Annotated in this window: 17 protein-coding genes; 4 read left to right on the top strand and 13 right to left on the bottom strand. The window is 69.2% G+C overall.

What is annotated here, in order from left to right:
• Positions 1-486: 486 nt before the first annotated feature.
• Together ABZU99_RS23855 and ABZU99_RS23860 are read left to right on the top strand one after the other, a co-directional pair.
• Positions 487-1002, top strand: coding sequence for a hypothetical protein (locus ABZU99_RS23855; RefSeq protein ID WP_356227982.1), 516 nt, complete (start codon positions 487-489; stop codon positions 1000-1002).
• A gap of 43 nt (positions 1003-1045) precedes the next feature.
• Positions 1046-3685, top strand: coding sequence for a Helicase associated domain protein (locus tag ABZU99_RS23860; RefSeq protein WP_356046609.1), 2640 nt, complete (start codon positions 1046-1048; stop codon positions 3683-3685).
• Between the two features lie 111 nt (positions 3686-3796).
• Here the strand turns inward: ABZU99_RS23860 and ABZU99_RS23865 are convergent, their stop codons facing one another.
• Positions 3797-4840, bottom strand: coding sequence for a DUF4238 domain-containing protein (locus ABZU99_RS23865; protein ID WP_356227985.1), 1044 nt, complete (start codon positions 4838-4840; stop codon positions 3797-3799).
• Positions 4841-4888: 48 nt separating this feature from the next.
• Positions 4889-6544, bottom strand: a complete 1656-nt coding sequence (locus ABZU99_RS23870) for a hypothetical protein (RefSeq protein ID WP_356046605.1) — start codon at positions 6542-6544, stop codon at positions 4889-4891.
• Between the two features lie 127 nt (positions 6545-6671).
• Here ABZU99_RS23870 and ABZU99_RS23875 point away from each other — a divergent pair, with 127 nt between their 5' ends.
• Positions 6672-6875, top strand: a complete 204-nt coding sequence (locus ABZU99_RS23875) for an ATP-dependent DNA ligase (protein WP_356046603.1) — start codon at positions 6672-6674, stop codon at positions 6873-6875.
• 130 nt (positions 6876-7005) lie between these two features.
• Here ABZU99_RS23875 and ABZU99_RS23880 read toward each other — a convergent pair whose 3' ends face one another.
• The 8 genes from ABZU99_RS23880 to ABZU99_RS23915 all read right to left on the bottom strand — a co-directional run bounded on the left by ABZU99_RS23880 (position 7006) and on the right by ABZU99_RS23915 (position 13053).
• Positions 7006-7440, bottom strand: a complete 435-nt coding sequence (locus ABZU99_RS23880; protein ID WP_356046601.1) for a hypothetical protein — start codon at positions 7438-7440, stop codon at positions 7006-7008.
• Between the two features lie 263 nt (positions 7441-7703).
• Positions 7704-8234, bottom strand: coding sequence for an AAA family ATPase (locus tag ABZU99_RS23885; RefSeq protein ID WP_356046599.1), 531 nt, complete (start codon positions 8232-8234; stop codon positions 7704-7706).
• A 103-nt stretch (positions 8235-8337) separates the two neighbouring features.
• Positions 8338-9789 (bottom strand): hypothetical protein, encoded by a 1452-nt coding sequence (locus ABZU99_RS23890; protein ID WP_356046597.1) that lies wholly within the window; start codon positions 9787-9789, stop codon positions 8338-8340.
• A gap of 11 nt (positions 9790-9800) precedes the next feature.
• The gene (locus tag ABZU99_RS23895; protein WP_356227987.1) at positions 9801-10814 is read right to left on the bottom strand and encodes a hypothetical protein; all 1014 of its coding nucleotides are present in this window, start codon (positions 10812-10814) and stop codon (positions 9801-9803) included.
• Positions 10795-11544, bottom strand: a complete 750-nt coding sequence (locus ABZU99_RS23900) for an aldo/keto reductase (protein WP_356046593.1) — start codon at positions 11542-11544, stop codon at positions 10795-10797. The genes ABZU99_RS23895 and ABZU99_RS23900 overlap by 20 nt, the downstream gene beginning before the upstream one ends.
• Positions 11538-11702 carry a hypothetical protein gene (locus ABZU99_RS23905; protein ID WP_356046590.1) on the bottom strand — a complete coding sequence of 55 codons (165 nt, stop codon included), beginning with the start codon at positions 11700-11702 and terminating at the stop codon, positions 11538-11540. The genes ABZU99_RS23900 and ABZU99_RS23905 overlap by 7 nt, the downstream gene beginning before the upstream one ends.
• Complete coding sequence (locus tag ABZU99_RS23910; protein ID WP_356046588.1) at positions 11699-12889, bottom strand: cupin domain-containing protein; 1191 nt, start codon at positions 12887-12889, stop codon at positions 11699-11701. The genes ABZU99_RS23905 and ABZU99_RS23910 overlap by 4 nt, the downstream gene beginning before the upstream one ends.
• A gap of 20 nt (positions 12890-12909) precedes the next feature.
• Positions 12910-13053 (bottom strand): hypothetical protein, encoded by a 144-nt coding sequence (locus ABZU99_RS23915; RefSeq protein ID WP_217144773.1) that lies wholly within the window; start codon positions 13051-13053, stop codon positions 12910-12912.
• A 165-nt stretch (positions 13054-13218) separates the two neighbouring features.
• Between ABZU99_RS23915 and ABZU99_RS23920 the strand changes: the two genes are divergently transcribed.
• Entirely contained in the window at positions 13219-14547 is a 1329-nt protein-coding gene (locus ABZU99_RS23920; RefSeq protein WP_356046585.1) for a hypothetical protein, read from the top strand.
• Between the two features lie 14 nt (positions 14548-14561).
• Here ABZU99_RS23920 and ABZU99_RS23925 read toward each other — a convergent pair whose 3' ends face one another.
• The 3 genes from ABZU99_RS23925 to ABZU99_RS23935 form a co-directional block, all read right to left on the bottom strand.
• Entirely contained in the window at positions 14562-15524 is a 963-nt protein-coding gene (locus tag ABZU99_RS23925; RefSeq protein WP_356046583.1) for a hypothetical protein, read from the bottom strand.
• Between the two features lie 318 nt (positions 15525-15842).
• On the bottom strand, positions 15843-18857 hold the full coding sequence (locus ABZU99_RS23930) for an SMC family ATPase (protein ID WP_356046581.1): 3015 nt from the start codon (positions 18855-18857) through the stop codon (positions 15843-15845).
• Between the two features lie 2 nt (positions 18858-18859).
• Complete coding sequence (locus ABZU99_RS23935; RefSeq protein ID WP_356046579.1) at positions 18860-20032, bottom strand: exonuclease SbcCD subunit D; 1173 nt, start codon at positions 20030-20032, stop codon at positions 18860-18862.
• Positions 20033-20230 lie beyond the last annotated feature (198 nt).

Consider the following 20230-nt stretch of genomic DNA (forward strand, 5'->3'; position numbering starts at 1 on the left):
GTACCCGCTCCGCGGGTACCACATCGCTGCGCGATGTGCAAGCGGGGCGGTCGCTGCGCTCCCGCTGCCCGCGCGATGCGCGGGCGGATCCCTCCGCTGCGCTCCGGGATCCTGGTGGGGCCGGCCGCTGCGCGACCGGCGCGGCGCGCGATGCGCGGCCGCCAGATTGACGGGGTGTCAGATACGGCTAGTGGGGCCTCCAGTACGGGAGTTGGGGAGTGCTCCGCACTCCCGGGCGGGTCCGCTGCGCTCCCCCGCCTGACGGTCCTTTCGGCTGCGCCTCCAGAACCGCCTAGGCCCGCTGGCGCGGGCCGGGCTGGCTACGAGGGTGGGGGGTCGCTCGTTCGTGTGGGTTCCAGTGTACCGCGTGAATCAGACTGATGCAGCATGTACCGTTGGCGAAAAAACGGGACACCCCCCAACCACCCAGGCGGGGCTGAGACTCGGCAACAAGAAAAGGGAAACCACATGTGGAGTGCTCAGGATGTGGCGCGGGATCAGATTAGGCGCCAGGCAAACGGCCTCAATATGGCCGCCGTTGCGGCGAAGGTCACGGAGGCTGCTGCCCGCGAGCGTGAGACAGCGGAGCAGTTGAGGCGAGGCGGTTCCTTCTCCGAGTTCGAGACGGACCCGGAACGGCTGGCTGCCATCTGGGCGGCAAAGCATGTGGAGTGGCAGCGCGTCAGAGACTTAATGTTTCAGGCCGGTTGGGGCGCGTACGAGCCGGAGCGGGACACCCAAGGCTCCAAGTGGGCTCAGGAGCGCGAAGAGCGGCGTGACGGTGCTCTTGCTGCCCGGGCCGCCTTCGAGGCGCGGCGTCGGGAGGAGGCGGATGGGCTGCGGGCGGAGCTGTGGCTGTCTGCTGCGCCCAGTCGACTGATCCGAGCGGCGGCCGATCGGGCGGGGCTCATGCCCGCCCAGGTCCTGGTACAGCTCGCCGAGCGGGTCGTGGTGGGCGATGACGGTACGGTGTCAGTCCCGCCCTTCACGCCGTCCCGGTGATTTCCCGAAGCGGTCAGGAAACAAGTTAGGGGAGGATTTCTAAATGCCGGGTATTCAGCTCAAGGAACACCAGGTTGACCAGAAAGCGGCTTTCCGCAAGTGGGTGGGATTTCCTGCAAGGTCATCTGTGCCCCCGGAGGGTGCTCGGGGCACGATCGTGTCAGCGACCGGTTCGGGCAAGACGATCACGGCAGCCGCGTGCGCGCTGGAGTGCTTCCCGGGCGGCCGGATCCTCGTCACGGTGCCGACCCTGGACCTGCTCGTGCAGACCGCCCAGGCGTGGCGCCTGGTGGGCCACCGGGCGCCGATGGTGGCGGTGTGCTCGCTGGAGAACGACCCGGTCCTGAACGAGCTGGGCGTGCGCACCACCACCAACCCGATCCAGCTCGCCCTGTGGGCAGCTTCGGGGCCTGTGGTCGTGTTCGCCACGTACGCCTCTCTCGTGGACCGCGAGGACATCGACGCACCGATGGGTCAGCGGAAGGTTCGCGGGCCGCTGGAGGCCGCTCTGGCGGGCGGAGAGCGCCTGTACGGCCAGCAGATGGCAGGCTTTGACCTCGCCATCATCGACGAAGCCCACGGCACCGCAGGTGATCTTGGTCGTCCGTGGGCCGCGATCCACGACAACCAACGAATCCCCGCCGACTTCCGGCTGTACCTCACCGCGACCCCGCGCATCCTGGCCTCGCCCCGCCCGCAGAAGGGCGCGGAGGGCCAGGAGCTGGAGATCGCATCGATGGGCCAGGACTCAGCCACCTACGGCCCGTGGCTGGCCGAGCTCGGGCTGAGCGAGGCGATCGAGCGGGGAATCCTCGCCGGTTTCGAGATCGACGTGCTGGAGATCCGCGACCCCTCGCCCGTCCTGGGGGAGTCGGAGGAAGCGCAGCGGGGCCGGCGCCTGGCCTTGCTGCAGACCGCGCTCCTGGAGCACGCCGCTGCGTACAACCTGCGTACGACGATGACCTTCCATCAGAAGGTGGAGGAAGCGGCGGCTTTCGCGGAGGCGCTGCCGAAGACCGCTGCCGAGCTGTACGTCAACGACGCATCGGACGAAGACCTGGCGCAGGCGGAGAAGCTGCCGAAGTCGTCTATCGACGCGGAGTTCTACGACCTGGAGGCCGGACGTCACGTCCCGCCGGACCGGGTGTGGTCGGCGTGGCTGTGCGGTGACCACCTCGTGTCCGAGCGGCGAGAGGTGCTGCGCCAGTTCGCCAACGGCATCGACGCCGCCGGCCGCCGGGTGCACCGGGCGCTCCTCGCCAGCGTTCGAGTTCTCGGGGAAGGCGTCGACATCACCGGCGAGCGGGGCGTGGAGGCGATCTGTTTCGCCGACACCCGCGGCTCGCAGGTGGAAATCGTGCAGAACATCGGCCGCGCGCTCAGGCTGAACCGCGACGGCAGCACCAAAGTTGCGCGGATCATTGTGCCGGTGTTCCTGGAGCCCGGCGAGGATCCGCAGGACATGGTCGCCTCCGCCTCGTTCCGCCCTCTCGTAGCCGTGCTTCAGGGTCTGCGCTCACACGATGAGCGCCTGGTCGAGCAGCTCGCCTCCCGTGCCCTCACCAGCGGCAAGCGCAAGGTGCACGTCCGGCGCGATGAAGAGGGGCGGATCGTCGGCGCCGGCGGCGAGGACGGCGCCGACGCCGTCGCCGAGTCGGCCCTGCTCCACTTCTCCTCTCCCAGGGACGCCGCCACGATCTCCGCGTTCCTGCGCACCCGGGTCTACAGGCCCGAAAGCCTCGTCTGGTTGGAGGGTTACCAGGCCCTGCTGCGGTGGCGGGCGGAGAACGAGATCACCGGCCTCTACGCCGTGCCCTACGACACCGAGGTCGAAGTGGGCGTGACGAAGTCTTTTCCGCTTGGCAGGTGGGTGCACCAGCAGCGGAAGGCGCTGCGGGCGGGTGAGCTGGAGCCGCGCCGCAAGGAACTGCTCGACTTGCCGGAGGCCGGGATGGTCTGGGAGCCCGGCGAGGAGGCGTGGGAGGCCAAGCTCGCCGCGCTGCGCTCCTACCGGCGGGCCACCGGGCACCTCGCACCGCGACAGGACCAGGTGTGGGGCGAGGGCGAAGCGATGGTGCCCATCGGGCAGCACATGGCCAACCTGCGCCGCAAAGGCGGCCTCGGGAAAGACCCCGAACGGGCGGCGGAGCGCGCGAAACAGCTGGCCGCGATCGACCCGGACTGGAACTGCCCCTGGCCGCTGGACTGGCAGCGGCACTACCGCGTGCTCGCCGACCTGGTCGACGCCGACGGCAGCCTCCCCGAAATCCAGCCCGGCGTACTGATGGACGGCGATGACATCGGCCGGTGGCTCCAACGGCAGACCCAGCCGGGCACTTGGGCACAGCTGTCGAGCGAGCAGCAGGAGCGACTGTCCAGGCTGGACATCAAGCCGCTTGAGGCGCCGTCTCCCGCCCCGGCGGCAATGCGTGCGACGAAGGGCCCGAGCAAGGCACAGCAGGCGTTCCAGCGCGGCCTGGCGGCACTCGCGCAGTGGGTGGAACGGGAAGGCGCCCACCGACCTGTGCCCCGCGGCCACAGCGAACAGATCGCGGTCGACGGCGAAGCCGAGCCCGTGACCGTCAAGCTGGGCGTATGGGTATCGAACACCCGCGCGAGGCGGGACCGGCTTGCCCAGGAGCAGCTGGACGCGCTGCGGGAGCTGGGCATGGAGTGGGCGTGACATCGCGGTCGTCCGGCCGTTGAGCCGAATCTTGCGAGGCCTGGGACATGCTCTCGGGCCTCGCCTTCTCATTGACCGTGTGCGTCCTTGCTGGGCGCCTCCCAGGCCGCCTCATGCGGCTGGTGAGCGGGGCGGTGGGTGTTCGACGGTCCAGCGTCGTTCGATGTTCTGGTGGGGCGGGAAGACGTCGTATTCGAGGATGTACCGAGGAGCAGAGTGGGTTTGTCCGTCCCACGGCTTCGGCTGTCCGGGCCCGGTCGGCTTCCAGTGCCTCCAAGGGTCGTGCTGCGGGTGGTGGACGATGAACTGGTCGGCAACGTCGTAGGCCACCTGCACGAGCGCCATGCCAAGAGCGCCTTCCGCGTGCATCAAGTGATCTACACGCTTGCGCGGATCGGTCTCTTGGGCGGCAGGACCGGGCAGGAACAGGAAGCGATGCGGATCCAGCGGGAGCATGATGTTGCTCAGTGCAGCGGCACGTACCTGGTTCTCGTCGTCTGGGCGGTTCCAGATGACGACCGGGGTATCGCTGGTCAGTAGGCACATGTCGCTGAAGCCAAGCGCCCACGGCCGGGCCTCCAACGCGATCGCCAGCGTGACGATGTTCTCCACGATGTAGCGCAGGTGCGGGTTGTTCTCAGCAAGTTTCTGCACTTCCAGCGGCAGCGCTGCAATGTCCGGCGCCTCTGTTTGCCGGTGGGCGAGGCGCTTCCGTTGCCGGGTGGTGCGCAGTATCTGAGCAGCCATCCACCACGCGAGCGCATGGCGCTGAGCTGGGTCCAACGGCCAGTTCGGCGTGAGAGCCCAATCAGGGTCGTCCAGCAGGACCTTCAGCACCGTCTCGGCGCGGCCCTCGAGGTGAGTGAACAACTCCTCGGCAGCATGGTGAGGTACTCCAGTACTGCTTATGCCCCAGTAGTAGCCGGTTTCGGCACCGATGCCCGTAGGCGTCACCGGAAACGGCTCGTCGACCTTGTCCAGCCGCCGCACCTTCAGCTCGTACTTGCGGCGTGCCACGTGCTGAGCGAAGTGCCTCAGGTACATCTGCGGCACTGTGTGATCCCGGGTACCGCCTGCCTTGGCCGCGCGCTTCCCCGCCGACGCCTTACCCACAGGCTGCCCTCCCCTGTCTGGCTGTCCGCGCCAGTCATACACGAAACCAAACCGAGAGTGTCACCGGATTTTGCGGGGGCCGCGGGCTGTCTACTCGCTGGCCTGGTGCTGTGACTCGGCATGCTCGGCGAGCGCGCTGAGGGCGTCACCAGTCAGAGTAAGTACCTGCACGAACTGCTCATCGGGTCTCAGTCCGTCCAGCCCGGCGCGCGTCAGGGTGGCGTGCCAGTCCTTGCCGCGCAGATGGGCAGGACCGGTGGAGCGGAGGCCTTGCAGACCACGCAACGGGCGGATCAGCGCGTCGCTGTCACCTCCGCTGGAGGAGACCCATGCTTCGAGGCAATTGATGCTTTGCGCCTTGGAGTCGGTCACCCCAGGAAGGCGCCGGAGGACCTTGACGTCCAGGTAGTCGATGACGCCCTTGGCGAGCAGGAGTATGAGGGTGTCGGCTTCGTGCTGCTCACTGCTGGTGGGCAGGTGCAGGCCCTCGAAGGCGATCTGGTCGGCGGGATGCCACGGCTTGTAGACCGCTTGTCCCAGAAGCGCGCCCAGGGCGGTGCTGAAGCGCTCTCGCGCGGCGAACAGTCGGCGTAGTGGGTCGGGCGGCCCATCGGCCCACCGGCCGAGGATGTCGCGGTCGAAGCGTGCCTCGTCGCGGCCTCCGCTGGGAGGGACGTTAAAGCTGAGCCAGTGGTCGCGTTCTTCGGCCGGCAGGTCGCGTCCGAGGTCTCCGAGGTAGACCTCGATGAGACCGTCGGGGTTGGTGCCGAGGGAGATGCCCCAGAGTCCCAGGCAGCTCAGTCGGCCGTTCTCGATGCGGTAGCGGGACGGCTGGGAGGTGTACCGGTTGAGGACGTCGCGCCGGAAGTAGACCCGTGCCAGGTAGTGCGGGGTGCCGCGATCGGTGAAGTAGTTGCTCAGCTTGTCGGGCTCGCACGTGGAGGTGATGCGCTCCCCGGTGTTGGGGTCGATGGCGACCGTGAATTCCGGGAACCGGCGTTCGGAGGTGTGGGGGCGGGCCAGGTCGACGGGGGCCGCGTCGATGGGCAGAACGATCTGCTTTCCGACCAGCCGTACGAAACCCGGGCGATCCACCGAGTGGATGTCTCCGCTGTGGAAGGCGAAATGCCGCAGGTCGGATCGGTCGACTGCGTCGATCTCCGGGGCGGGTACGTGCTCGAGCCGGGTGATCCGGTCATGCTGGATCACCAGCAGACGGCTGCGCACGGCGAGGTAGCGGCGCAGGGGCAGGGCCGCGATATCGATACGCAGCTCGGCATCAGTGCGGCGAGTGCGCACCAGTTCGTGGTCACGGCCGGCGTCGTCGAGGTAGTACCAGGAGCCGTCGTTCCTGGGGATGGCGTCGAAATACCACAGGAACGAGGGGGTGAACTCCAGCGTCGGTTCGGCGAGCCCATGGTGGGTGCGGCGCTGTACGAAGAACTCCGCGTGCGCTTCTTCGTCTCGCAGCCCCTCCTCGAAGACCGTGCGCTCCTCCGGGTAGAAGGTGCTGATCCCAGCACCGCCGATCGCTGCCTGACTCCAGGTGTACTCCTGCAGAGCATGTTCCCGCGCCGCAGGACGGGTCAGATAGCTGCTGATCCCCCAGTCAAAGCGGTCCTGGACAGGCTTCCCGAGGACCGTCACCCACTCGGTGGGCGTGGCGATGAGCGGAGCCAGGTAGCCATCCGGCCTCGCTTCTTCGGGAAGGTCATCGCAGCTTCCGCTGCTGTAGATCAACGCCACGACCACGAGTGTAGAAAAGAGGAGGTCGGCCCGGCGCACGGTTTTCATCCGGCCGCACCACCACCCTCGCCCGGGCGGCGAGCGCCACGGTCGCCGGGCTGCTCGCTCCGGCCCGGCGCGGTCATCCGTGGACGGGCGGTCGTTCTCCGCCGGGTGGGGCAGCCGGGAGACGCTGGACGTCACGCTGATGGAACCGGAGCTGGTGGTGGAAGTCGGCGTCGACGTCGCCCGTGACGCCTACGGCCGGTGGCGCCACCCCGCACGCCTGCACCGTGCCCGCCCCGACCTCTCCCCCGCCGACGTCCCCCATCTGATGCCGCCGCCGCGATGATGCCCAATGTCGCAGCAGCGGGCGAAGGCTGGCCAGCGCATGGTGCTCGCCGACCGCAGCATGCCGTAGGTGATCAACTGAAGCCACGAGGGGCGGTCTGCCGATTGCCAGCAGACCGCCCCTTCGCCTGCTACTGGCGGGCGTGGCTGTTGTGCGCCTCCACCATGTGTTCGATGACCGGACGGATCGCGGCCATGACGGCGGGGTCGGCACACCGCACCCTCGCCATCGAGTCCTCGACATGCTGGCGTGTCATCCGAGCACCGATGAGGCCGCAGTTGTAGGGCTCGTCTGCCCGGATGAGGAACCTGATGGCCAGACGGAAGTAGGTCATCTGCACGTCAGTCAGGCTGCAGGCCTCGGCGAGCTGGACGGCGGCTTCCATGATGCCGCGGTCATACCGTTCCTTCGCCGTGATGATCTCGGCCTCACACTCGGCCAGCTTGGCGCGGTCAGCATCTGTCCCCACCTCTTGCGCCTGCTGGCGCCTGGCTTCCGAGTAGGGGATGTTCTTCTGCGCTGCGCGGTGCCGGGCGGCCTGCTTGCGCGCTCGGTTGGTCGTCACAACGACTCCCTTGTCCCGGTCATGTCGCCCACGCCTGCGACCGGCTGAGAGTGCCGTTTCTTGATTGCGTGATTCGGAGAACCTTGGCCGCATCGCCGACTGGCGTGGGCAGTTCGGCAGGGCACCGGCAGACGCTGACCTGCCGCTCTGAGAGCGTAGCCGACGCCACGAGGCAGTCTCATCTACCCGCGCGGGTGATTCGACCTAGCGGGTACTCCGTCCTGAGGCATCGCAGTGCCGGCAGCACCTCTGGAGCGCTCCGGTCAGCGGTCTACGGCGGGCAGGTGGGCCAGGCCGGTGTCGAGCATGATGCGGTCGACGGTCTCGTGCAGCGCGCTGTCGGCGCCGATGACGATCTCGACGCCGCCGGGCAGCAGATCGCGCGGCCGGTACCAGTCGCGCAGTTGCGTCTCGTTGACGTCGTCGGCGAGTTTGGTGGCGTGCCGGGCGAGGGTTTCGTCGAACGGCACGTCCAGGTAGTAGCCGTGGGTCAGGCCGCGGTGGTCGGCGCGCAGCTCGGTGAGCATGTCCCCGTAGCGGTCGGCGTAGAGGATGCCTTCGATGACGACATGGAATCCGGCGTCCAGGGCGTAGCGGGCCGTCAGGCCGATCAGGCCGATGTTCGCTGCTCCGGGCCGGTCCCGTTCCCGGAGCACGATGCGGCGGAGGTTGTCCTGGCCGACCACGGCCAGGCCGCGGCCGAACCGCTCACGCAGGCCGGCCGCGACGGACGACTTCCCCGAGGCGCTGTTGCCGCGCAGCACGACCAGCCGGGTTTCTTCGGTGCCCACCATCACGGCGGTCACGCTATCGACGGCCGGTGACAGCGCCGGGGCGTTCCGAGAGGGGGCCCACTTCGACGCCTGGACGGGTGACCTTTTCCCTCGCGTACGAGGGCTACTCGGAATCCGGTTCGGGGACGTCGGCATCTGGCAACAACGTCACGCTGAGCGAATGGACAGGAATGTGGAGGATCTCCTGCTGCCGTCCCTTCAGGTTGGTGCAGGTGGCAGCGCAATGGACAGCAACAGAATCCTCCGCAGAAGTGCCGTCTCCATACAGCAGGACCGGGTCCAGTGCTACCCGAGCATGAGCGCGCAGATCGACGGGAGGGAACTTGATAACCAGACGGTCTTCCGACTGCCGTATGAGCGGGCGCTTGGGGGCCGAGCGGTGTCTGACCGCAGCCGCCGCGATAGCGGGCCCCAACGACAGCTTGGGCTGCGCATAGAAGGACGCCGCGAGGCTCTTGCTTCCATACGGCGCCGGCGGCTCAGGCCAGGGCAACTTTGCCGGGTCGGAGGCCGCGCCAGAAGGTGGGAACCACAGGACGGCGGTGTATTCCGGGCTGACGGTAGCGATGACTTCCACCTGGTGGAGCATGACGTCGGAGGGGTTAGCGAGCTGGAGGACCAGCGGAGCGCCCTGCTGCGCCCATGTCCTGCGCAGCATCGACGGAAGCTGGCGTCCACATTTCTCGAGGTAGGCGTCGACTTCCGCGCGGTACTGCTGTGGGGTGCGGCTGTCCCTGGACATCATGTTCGGCACGAGGTCGTGGAGGTCGCGTAGCCGCTGTACGTCGTGGAGAAACTGTTTCTCGCTGCCTGACAAGACCAGGCCTTCACGCTGTCGGCGTGGAGATTCCTCAGCTTTCCGGCGCGGCAGTGAAGCCAAAAGTTCCCGACGCCGGTCTTCCAGAAGGCGATCGACCACTGAAGCGGTCACTTTCACGTCCGACACGGACCCGGTGGCCACCGCGAGATCCACGGCCATCTCGGGCTCGCCACGCAGACCAGCGTTCACAGCCTGGTACACCTCGTCCGCGGTGAGATAGGGGGTCTTGTCGCTGTGCCGTCTGGGCACGGCCACCCCGCCTTTGACGAGCTTTCCGTCCTCGGACAAGGTCTTGACGACCAGGGCCCAGCGTTTGGATTCCGGCAGCGCTTGCACCTCGATGACGAAGTAGCCGAGATCAGGGTCCGAGGCGTCTTCGAACCAGAGGAAACTGACGTCGATCAGCGGGCGCACGTACTCGGTGATGACCTCCTTGTAGGTGTCGGTGTTAACCAGCCTTTTCGCGAAGGGGATCTCCTTCTGCGCGGCTTCGTGGAGATCAGTCGGCCGCCGCTTCGCCCTGAAGCCGCACACGATGAGGCCGCCGCGGGTGTTGGCGAAGGCGGCGACGTCCTTGGCGAGCTCGAACTTTCCCTTGTCCGTGCCGAGGTCGTAGGGCCCGTTGGGTCCTGCGGTCTTGAAGTCCACCCATTCGGACTCCGGGGTGCCGAGGATGGCTTTGGGCTGCTGCCTGGCGAGCAGGGCGATGATCCTGTCGCGGCTTTCGGCGGTCATGGCGGAAAAGTTTACGAGCAGACTCGTTCCTCACCTGCCGGTACCGGGTGATGGGTGCGACGGGCGCTGCATTCGTGCAGTTCAGCGTACGCAACCGGCCTGATGAGCACTTCGACAGCCCCTTTTCCTGACGGCTTTGTGTCAGTGAGGGGTAGTCGGTCGTGCCGTGCCCCGGCTGCCCGCGCAGCCGCTCGACGACGGCGCAGTTCCTCGGACCAAGCCCGGAGCGGGTCGGCGAGGGCGAGGTTGTCCCCGCGGTTCACGGTCTGAAGCAGCTGGGCGCACACGGTCGCTTCGGCGGCGAGGCCGGCCGGACTGCCCAGCACGGGGAAGGCGACGCGGACGCGGGCGGCAGTGTCCGGCTGGAGCAGCGAGTAGGCGTAGAGAGTGGCGGCGTCGAACCCCTCCGGGGCCATGCCCCATCCTTCCCAGTCCAGCAGGCGCAGCGGTTCGGTGATGTTCGCCCAGTGCACATCCGCATGGGCTGTGGTCCAGCAGGAGACGGCCGGGGCCGGGATGCCCACGAACTCGGGGATGGCCCGCTCCATGTACTGCTGCCGTACGGCGACGCGGCCGGTGTCGACGGCCGCCACTTTCTCCAGCGTCCCGGCGAGGTCGTTCCACCAGGAGTCCGGCAGCTGGGCCTCGTGCTGGAGGACCGGGTCGTAGGACAGGACCGGGTCATCGACGCGCACCGACAGCTCCGCCCGGTAGGCGATGCCGTCGTCGACGGCATCGTGGACGGCCAGGAGGGCGGGCCGGTGGCCGTCGAGGTCGCCGAAGGCGTGCTGGGCATCGAGGGCGCCGTCCCACAACTTCCCCGCGGCCTTGTCCTCCGGCGCCGACACCAGGCGCAGCCAGGCGGGCACGCCCGTAGCGGTGCGGGCCGGGGCACCTAGGGTGCGCCCGGCCCACCCCCAGAACTCCACGCCCGGCTCGGTCTGGACGTCCAGGGCCTTCGCGGTGTGCGCGTGGTGGGCGCGCATGCGCTGTTCGGTGTCCGGGTCAGGGGGAGGCGAGTACACCGGTGATCTCCCGCAACTGGGCGGCGGTCAGGGAGGGTTGAGCGACGGCGTCGGCCGCCTCCTTCCAGTGTGGCGCACCGGAGGCGGCGAGAAGGACGTTTGTCACTCCTGGGCATGACGCGACGGCGAGGACGCACGCCTGTGCGGGGGTCAGGCCCGGCCGGATGAGGTCGGCGAGCTCCTCGTCGACCATGCCGGGGAGCTCCCCGCCGTGCAGCGGGGCCGACGCCATCACCCGCAGGCCCGCGCCGGCGGCGGCCGGGAGCGGGCCCCGGCCGTGCAGGGCCTGCACGATCGGCGTCATCATCACCAGGCTGACCGGCAGCTGGACGGCGGCCAGGTGGTGCTGTCCGCCGGCGGCTTCGGCGGCCAGGGCGAGCAGCTCCCCCACCGTGAACGCCTCCTCCTCCAGGCCCGCCCACGTGGCGACGCCGTACCCCGCCACGTGCCCGGACGCCACGGCCTCCTCCAGGACGGCGAAAGCGTCCCGGATCGCGCGGTGCAGGACGGGGCGGTCGCCGGGGTGGGCGCGCTCGGGATTGTGCAGCAGGACCAGGTCCAGGCGGTCGCGCCCGAGCTGGGCGCGGTTGCGGCCGGTCTGCCAGCGCACGTAGCCGGGGGCGAGGCTGTGCCCGGCGACGGCCTGGTCCTGGTTGAGGACACCGTCGTTCACGGCGTCGGTGCCGGTGGCCGCGGTGAAGTACCCCGTCTTGGTGGAGACGTTCAGCAACGGGTGGGCGGCCAGGGCCGGGCCAGGAGGGTCTGCGCCTGGCCGGTGGCGTAGTTGGGGGCGGTGTCGACCCACTGCGCGCCGGAGGCGGCCGCACGGACGGCCGCCTCCGGGATCGCCCGGCACCGGTACGTGCCCAGAGCGAGCTCCGCTGTCACAGCAGGCTCCCCACCGTCGCGGCCTGCCCGGCAACGAGCTCCTGGACCAGGGCGGCGACGTCCTCCAGGGCGAGGCCGGCCGTCTCCGCGAGCGTGGCCAGGTCCACGGTCCGGCCGTCGGCCAGCGGGCGCAGCACCGCTTCCGCCTCGGGCGCGAACTCGTACACGCTGCCGGCGGCGGACAGCGTCACCGTGTCCTCGCCGACGTCCAGCACCGCGCGGGCGGTCGTCAGCCGGACTCGCAGACCGCCGTCGACGGGGACGGTGTCGATGTACGGCAGGCTCGGCACCATCCGGCCCACGGCCTGCCCGTCCATCGCCGTCCGATAGCGGGCGATCAGCCCGGGGTCGTCCAGCAGTTCGGCGAGCCGCTTGCGCATCCCGTCCACGGCGTCGGCCTGGACGTCCGGCGCGGCGAGCAGCGGCAGGTCGCGCCGCCAGTCCTCGTGCGTGAGCAGCTGCTCGGACACCCACGCCATCAGGTCGGTTGCCGTGTGGGTCTGCAGGCCGCAGGTGACGTGCAGGGAGCGGGTGCCCTGGTCGGCGGAGACCGCGTGCCACACGCCGCGCGGCACGTACAGGACGTCGCCCGGCCACAGGACGTCGCCCGGCCACAGGACCAGGTCGGCGACCGGCTCGGTGGGCGCCTCGCCCGGGTCCTCGATGTCGCGGTACAGCGGGTAGGGGCGGGTGGTGCCGTAGATCCGCCAGCGCTTCGCTCCGTCCAGCTGGACGATGACCGTGTCGTGGTCGTCCCAGTGGATGCCGAACCCCTCGGTGGCGCTCCATGAGGCGTAGGGGTTCGCCTGCACGCGGGTGCGCAGCTCACGCTCGATCGCTTCGCAGAGCCGGGCGATCGGCGGGTGGAGTTCGTCGACACTGTCCAGGGCGAGCGAGGCACCCTCAGCGAGGCGGGCGTGCAGTTCGGCGGGGTGCAGGCGGTGCCACACCGTGTGCCGGCGCGTGGTCACCGGCGTGGTGTAGCCGCCGACCAGCAGCGTCTCGCCGTCGCGGGACAGCCGCATGCGCGGCGGCTCCAGGCGGTGGGCGGCGAGGAGGTTGTTGAGGTCGTCCCAGGTCATCAGTTTGGCGACATCGAGGGCGCCGGGTACGTGGCGGTGTTCGCGGTGCAGTGCCTGGGCGAGGAAGTCCTCGCCCAGGCACGCCGCGATGGACAGGCGCGTCATCGCGTCAGGGCTCCCGATCGTCAGTCGTTGCCGTCGCTGCGGCCGGTGCCGCCGCCGTCCGAGGGGATGGCGTTGCGGCCCCGGGCGGCGACGATCAGCCGACGGGAGCGGACCAGGCCGCCCGTCGACGGCACGGCGGGCGGGGGCGTGGCGGGACTCTGCATGAGGACCCTCCTCCTGATCGGTCGGCCGGGCCCTGGACGGCACGGCCGCGAACACCGCCAGTACAGCCGCGAACCACGCGGGCGATAACCCCGTGACGGGGCCCCCACGGTGGGTATGGTCGTTGGGCTGGCGCACTGTCATTCCACGAGAGTTCTGGGGGACTTGTGGACGACTTACCGCCGTCACCCGCCCAAGTGCCGCGCCGCCTGCTGACCGACCCGGCGTTCGTCCGTGCCCTGCGCGAACGGGACTTCACCACCGTGTTCGCCATGACCCACGACGCGGGGATCTCCTTCAACCGGATCGCCGAAGCGTGCGCGCTCAAAGCCGAACGGGTCAGCCAGATAGCCCGGGGCACCACAGCTGTCACCGCCCTCACGACTGTCGAGCGAATCGCCGGCGGACTGCGCATTCCCGGTGCCCTACTGGGGCTTGCTGCGCAACCCTGGGAAGACACCGCCGTTCACAGCACGGAGCCCGACCATGGAGACGATCCGATGAAGCGCCGCAACCTGCTGCGCGGCGCACTCGCCGCCGGCCTCACCGCCCCGGCCCTCGCCGCACTCACCGCCGCCCGAACCGACGTCGACCAGACCCTCTCCCCCGACACGCCCCAGGACCTGGCCGACCTCGAGGCCGCAGCCGAGAGCTACGGATACGGCTACCACGGCCAAGCACCCACCCGCGTACTGGCCGACCTGGTCACCGACTTCACGACCCTGCGCCCGCTGCTCACCGTCCCGCAGCCCGCACCGGTCCGGGCCCGGCTGTGCCGGACGGCCGGGCAGATGGCCGGGATGACCGCGATCGTCTTACACGACCTGGGCAGCCGCCGGGAGTCCCGCGCCTGGTTCGCCACCGCCGCCCGGGCCGCCGCCGAATCCGGCGACCAGCACCTGCACGCGTGGGTCTTCGCCCGCGAGGCGATGGTCCCGCTCAACTACGGCGCCCCCAGGGCAGCGGCCAGCCTCGCCGAACAGGCCCGCCGCATCGCCGGTACCCGGCCGACCGCCGCGGCGACGCTGGCGGCCGCGGTCGCCGCTCGCGCCTACGCCCTCAACCACCAGAGCGAGCAGGCCCGCCAGGCGCTCGCCGACGCCGACGCCCTCATGGAACAGCTCCCCGAGGGCGAGCGGTCAGACACCTGGCTGACGTACGGCGAGCAGAAGCACCACGTCCACCTCAGCCACGCCTTCACCACCCTCGGGGATACCCGCCTCGCCCACGTCAGCCAGGAGCGCGCCCTGGAACTGTCCGCGCCGACCAGCACCATGACCCGCACCCTGCTGACCATCGACGCCGCCGCCTGCTCCCATCACGACGGCGACACCGAGCAGGCGTGCCGCCGCACCGTCGCCGCCCTTACAGCACTGCCCGCGGACTACCGCACTGGCCTGGTCCGCCGCCGCGCCCTGGACCTGTTCGAGGCAATCCCCGCCCAGCACTACCGTGAGCGTGCCGTACGGGAGCTCCGAGACCTCCTCGCCGCTTGAGGCGGCAGAGGTCCTCAGTAGGCCGGGCTGTCCGGCCACACATGGCGCAGGACCACAGTCCGGCGCACTCCGGCATCCAGCATCGCCTGAACGCGGTGCTGGCCGTTGATGAAGCCATTGCTGATGTAGCCGTCGCCGGAAGGCTGGATGGCGTCGCCGAGGCAGTACAACGTCCGGAACACCTGCTGCTCCCACTCACTCGCGCCAGCCGCAGCGGCGTACTCAAGGGCGTAGTCGCCCATGCATTCCGCCTTCACACCCTCGTGCTGCGCGCGCGACAGGGCGGCGAGAGCCATGTGGTTGACCCGATGCCAGTCGCCAGAGTGGTACCAGCAGCAGGACCGCCCCCCATGCTGCGGGAAAACCCGGTTCGTCCAGCGTCGCCACCAGGGTGTGCCACCGGACATACATTCCTCGCGGAACGGGCGGGGCCTCGCCAGGCGCCACAGCGCCATCGCCTCGAACCGCAGGTCCGGCTCCGGTTCCGGCTCGGGCGGCACGTAGCCTTTGCCGCGGTCTTCGGCGACCGGACCGCCGACCAGGTGCACGATCTGCTCCGCGCTGATCGTGCACCAGCTCGGATGGCGCACCTGGTACGGCTCGTTCTCACCGAAGGTGACCAACCGAAAGTCCGGCTCCCTACCGAACGCGCCCGGAAACTGCCGCTCGATCCACACCGGCGGCAGTCCCTGGTCGGGGCAGTGCTGCTGCCACACCGCTGCTGCACACGACTCGGCCACGTTGGTCAGGCTCGGGGTCTCTCCCTCGGCTTGAATAGCCACCGCCACTGCCCGCTGCCCCGGTGCCGTGAACAGCTGCAATCGAAACGACGTGCGCCCCGCACGGAACATGTGGTCGTCCACGGTGCGCCGACGCGGAGCAGCGAGGCTCAGGACTTCTGACGGCGTCTCGCCGGACGCGCCGAGAGCTGCAGTATCGGGTCGGGCAGGGGGCGTTTCCTGCGGTGCGTCGTCCATGCCGACATCATGGCCGTCGATCGCCTTGAGTACTTCCCCCAAGCCACGGCGGGCACCAGAGGCAATGGGATCGAGGCGGTGACGAAATACACGGGGTGGGCGACCTCGCCCACTGGCAGGAACGGGACGATGAAGCCCCGGGTACGCCGCTGGGACAGCTCATACCGGGAAACTGCCCTTCCTGCTGGGAGCGGTCCTCAGGTCTTCTCGGGGCGAGTTGTAGCGGGGCAGACCAGTCCGGGGCGGTGCGCTGTGGGCCGGTCGGTGCAGACAGCCTGTTCGGGGCGCTGGCAGTGGTGTGCACAGGTGGATTCGATGTCATTCGGCTGCCTCGGTGATGTGGACGAGGGTGGAGCCGACGGGGCTTTTACGGACGTGGAGGCGTTGGGTGATGCGGCGACGCATCTCGGCGACGTGGCTGATGACGCCCACGGTGCGGTCGTGGTCACGCAGAGAGTCGAGGACGTCGAGGACCTGATGGAGGGTGTCGTCGTCGAGGGTGCCAAAGCCTTCGTCGATGAAGAGCGTATCGAGTGCTTGTCCGCCAGCTTCGGCGGTGACGACGTCCGCGAGGCCCAGGGCCAGGGACAGGGAGACGTAGAAGGATTCTCCGCCGGAGAGGGTGTCGGTGTGACGCTGGTGTCCGTTCCAGGCATCCAGGACTTTCAAGCCCAGGCCGGATTTGGCGCCGCGGGCGGCCCGTTCGTCGGAGTGGACGAGGGTGAAGCGGTGGTGCGACATGCGGGTCAGGCGGGTGTTGGCTGCGTCGACGACCTCCTCGAGGCGGGCGGCCAGGACGTAGGACTCCAGTTGCATGCGGAGTTGGTTGCTGAGCGAGCCGCCGCTGATCAGGCCGTGGAGGTGGTCGACGGTGCGGTAGGCGGCCTCCAGCGGTTCGAGGCTCGCTGTGAAGGCGTCGAGTTGGGTGCCGAGTACGGCGAGGGCGTCGACGCGGTCGGTGGCTTTGGTTTCGGCAGCCGTGGCGCTGGAGTGGGCGGTGGTGGCCTTCTCCAGTTCCGTCACTGCGTGCTCCAGGCATGCGGGAGGCTGGGCGGCGGCGTTCTTCAGGTCGGGTTGGTCAAGGCGGGCGGCCAGGACGAGGCGCTGTTCGCGCCAGCGGGTGATCTCTTCGCTGATCCGGGCGAGGTCGTCATCGGGCAGCAGGGCGTCCGTGGCCTCGGCTGGTGAAGCGAATCCGGCTGCCTGGGCTGCCTGCTCGGCGCGTTGTGTGGCGGTGCGCAGATCGTCGGTGGTGCGGACCAAGGCGGTGGTGCACTCGGCTGCGGTCTCGAGCTGCTCGGCGAGTTGGGTGAGGTGGCTGATGCGGTCGGCGAGCGTGGCGTGTTGGCCCAGGACGACAGCCAGGCGCCGGTTGAGAGTCTCGCGCTGGGTATGCAGGCTGTCGTAGGTGGCGTCGATGGCGCCCAGGCGCTGCTGTGCGGTGTTGCGGGTGTTTTCGCGGTCGGTCTGCTGCTGTTGCAGACGGGTGAGTTCTTCTTCGGCTGCGCCTGCGTCCGCGGCTTCGGCCAGGGTCTGGCGGAGGCGGTCGGTCAGCTCAGTACGTCGGGCCGTGAGGTCGGCCAGAGGGGTGTCGCCGCCAGCCTGTCCGCGTGCTTCAGCGGCCTCCTGCTCGAGGCCGCCCAGCCTCTGGCTGGCCTTCTTCTCCTCTTGCTGCGCGGCGGTGTGGGCGGCTTCGGCGGCCTGTTCGTCGGCGGCTGTGGGTTGGCCCGGCTGGGGAGTAGCGGGTGCCGGGTGGGTGGCGGAGCCGCAGACGGGGCAGCTTTCGCCGTCCTTGAGGCGGCCGGCGAGTTCGGCGACGATGCCGTCGGTGCGGCGCCGGCGGATGTCGATGTAGGCCGCGGCGGCCTGGTTGAGAATGCCAGTGGCTTTGGTGAGGGCTTCCTCGGCGACGGCGACCTGCGTGAGCAGGCTGTCGCGGCGGGCGGCGGCCTCGCACTGGGTATTCACCGCGCTGAGGGTGACGGTGAGTTCTCGGCTGGCTTCCTGGGCGGTGCGGGCTGCTTGAAGCCGTGCGGTCAGTGTCTCGCGCAGCTGAGGCAGGCCGTTGAGCCAGTCCTGAGCCTCGGTGACGGTGTCGGCCAGCTCGTTGCGTTCTTTTGAGAGCACAGCGAGTTCGTCGGTGAGCTGCTGCAGCGCGGCTTCATCCGGGAGCAGGGCCTGTGCGGCGCCGATGCGGCCGCGTACCTGTTGCGCGGCCTGGGAGAGATCGTTGCCGTCCTGGGAGGCGTGTTCGGCCGACAGGAGAGCGCGGGCGTTTGCGTCGGCGGCCAGGGCGAGGCTGTGTTCGCGGGCCGCGGTGTGGGCGTCGTCGAGGACGGTCTGCAGTTGCCTCGCCGTGCGGGCGCGCTCGTGTCGGTCGGCGAGCTGTGTGTAGTGGTCGGTGCGTTCGTCAAGCTGGGTCAGTTCCTGCTGTGCGGTGTGGTGTGCTTGCTGAAGGCGGTGCAGGTCGCGGGTGTGCTGCTCGGTGGTGCGGCAGTCGGCCAGCAGCTGGCGGGCGTTTTCGGTGCCGGCGGTGGCATCCTGCTGGAGCGTGGCGGCCTGCCGGTGCAGGGCGGCGGCCCACAGACGCGCTTGATCGGTGAGGGTGGCTGGGTCGTCGGGGCGTGGCGCGCCGGTGGAGGGGTCGAGTTCGTCGCCGGCGGCCTGCTGGATGCGTTCGGTCAGGCGCATGACGTCGGCGCGGGCCTCGTCGCGGCTTTTGGCGGTCGTGGTCTTGCGTTCGGCCAGGAACTGCTCGATGAGGCCGAAGCGGCGGGTTCCGAACAGGGTGCCCAGCAGGACGCGGCGTTCGGAGGCGTCCGCCTGCAGGAACTTGGTGAAGTCGTTCTGCGGGAGCAGGACGACTTGGCAGAACTGCTGACGGTTGAGGCCCAGGAGGGATTCGATCTCTTTGCCCGCCTCTTTGTGCGAGCTGGTGATGCCCTCCCAGCGGCCCTGCCCGTGCTCGTCTTCGGTCCACTGCTTGAGGTCGGTTTCGGGTTTGTGGTCCACGAACTCGCCCGGGCGGCGCGAGTGGGGCTTCCGCTGCGCGGGCACGCGGCGGATCTGCAGGCGTTTGCCGGCGATGGTTGTTTCCAGGGTCACTTCGGTGAGCAGGTCGGCGGGTGCGTGGTCGCTGCGCAGCCGTGCGTTGCGCTCGCGGGGCGGATAGCCGTAGAGGGCGAAGCAGATGGCGGCGAACAGGGTGCTTTTGCCTGCTCCGGTGTCACCGTGCAGGAGAAACAGGCCGTCGGTGGTCAGAGCGTCGAAGTCGATGCTGTGCCGGCTGGCGAAGGGGCCGAAGGCCTGCAGGTGCAGGGAGTGCAGGCGCATGTTCAGACGGTTTCCTTCTGCTGGGCGTGCACGTGCATGTGGTCGACGGCTTCCCACAGCAGGGCTTGCTCGTCGTCGGTGGGAGCGCTTCCGCGGACGGCGGTGATGAAGTCGTGGGTGATTTCGAGGTCGCCGCGGCCGCGCACCCGGTCTCGGTAGGTGGGGGTGTCGGTCGCCTGGGCGGGGATGGCGGCGGGTTCGTGCTTCATGTCGAGGGTGTGGGCGAAGCGCTGGCGCAGGCGGCTCATCGCCTCGTACGGCCGGGCGGGGTCGGTGAGGGTGGCGTGCAGCCACGCGTCGGTCAGCGGTGCGTGGGCGGGGTCGGACAGCAGGTCCTCCAGGCGCCCGGTGAGCCGGGCCAGCGGCAGGTGCAGGTTGGTGGGGATGTCCTGGTGCGTGACGGTGGGCGTGCCGTCGGCTGCCAGGTCGACCAGGGCCAGGGATTTGGTGTGGCCGGCTTCTGAGAAGGAGTAGGCCAGCGGGGATCCGCTGTAGTGGATGCGGTCGCTGACGGCCTGGGGGCGGTGGAGGTGGCCGAGCGCGGTGTAGTGGATGCCGTCGAACACGGCGGCGCCGGCGTGGGCGACGCCGCCGACGCTGATATCGCGTTCGCTGTCGCAACTGTCCGCGCCGGTGATGAACGCATGGGCCAGGACGACGGCCCTGGTGCCGTCTGGGCGGGTGGCGAGGTCGGCGCGGATGCTGTCCAGGGCCGCGGTGAGAACGGCCTGGTGGGAGGGGGTCTCCACCTGCATCTGCTCGCTGACCAGGGTGGGATGCAGGTAGGGCACGCCGTAGACGGCGACCGGGCCATGGGCATCGGCCATCAGGACGGGGCGGGACGCGTCGGCGAGATCAGTACGCAGATGCACGCCGGCTTTGGCGTACAGGCCGGAGCCGATGCCGAGGCGGTGGGCGGAGTCGTGGTTCCCACTGATCATGATCGTGGGGATGCCGAGGTCGGCGAGTTCGTGCAGGGCCCAGTTGAACAGACGTGCCGCGTCCAGGCTCGGGATGGCGCGGTCGTAGACGTCGCCCGCGATGAGCAGAGCGTCGACCTGTTCGGTGCGGGCGGTTGCGCAGATATGGGCCAGAACCTTGCGCTGACGGCCGATCAGGTCTTCCCCGTGGAACCGACGGCCCAGATGCCAGTCCGAAGTGTGCAGGAACCTCATGACGCCAGAACGTAACGGGTGAGGCCACAGCAGCGGATGGCTTTTCAGATAAAAACCGTACTTCAGGCGCATGAAGCGGCATGGCAGGACCACTGCGTCGGCACGGCATGAAAGGGAGTGCTGCACTCCGGACGGCAGTTCGACCACAGGTACCTGCAATCCCACTGCGCTACGAGCCGGAGTTCGAACTGCCCACCG

The sequence above is a fragment of the Streptomyces sp. NPDC005266 genome (assembly GCF_040607655.1).
Classification (GTDB): domain Bacteria; phylum Actinomycetota; class Actinomycetes; order Streptomycetales; family Streptomycetaceae; genus Streptomyces.

Bases quoted from the DNA above. Each gene is read 5' to 3' on its own strand.
- ABZU99_RS23860 (WP_356046609.1), top strand. From the start codon at position 1,046: ATGCCGGGTATTCAGCTCAAGGAACACCAGGTTGACCAGAAAGCGGCT.
- ABZU99_RS23925 (WP_356046583.1), bottom strand. From the start codon at position 15,524: ATGGACGACGCACCGCAGGAAACGCCCCCTGCCCGACCCGATACTGCA.
- ABZU99_RS23890 (WP_356046597.1), bottom strand. From the start codon at position 9,789: ATGACCGCCGAAAGCCGCGACAGGATCATCGCCCTGCTCGCCAGGCAG.
- ABZU99_RS23935 (WP_356046579.1), bottom strand. From the start codon at position 20,032: ATGAGGTTCCTGCACACTTCGGACTGGCATCTGGGCCGTCGGTTCCAC.
- ABZU99_RS23910 (WP_356046588.1), bottom strand. From the start codon at position 12,889: ATGACGCGCCTGTCCATCGCGGCGTGCCTGGGCGAGGACTTCCTCGCC.
- ABZU99_RS23930 (WP_356046581.1), bottom strand. From the start codon at position 18,857: ATGCGCCTGCACTCCCTGCACCTGCAGGCCTTCGGCCCCTTCGCCAGC.
- ABZU99_RS23885 (WP_356046599.1), bottom strand. From the start codon at position 8,234: ATGGTGGGCACCGAAGAAACCCGGCTGGTCGTGCTGCGCGGCAACAGC.
- ABZU99_RS23915 (WP_217144773.1), bottom strand. From the start codon at position 13,053: ATGCAGAGTCCCGCCACGCCCCCGCCCGCCGTGCCGTCGACGGGCGGC.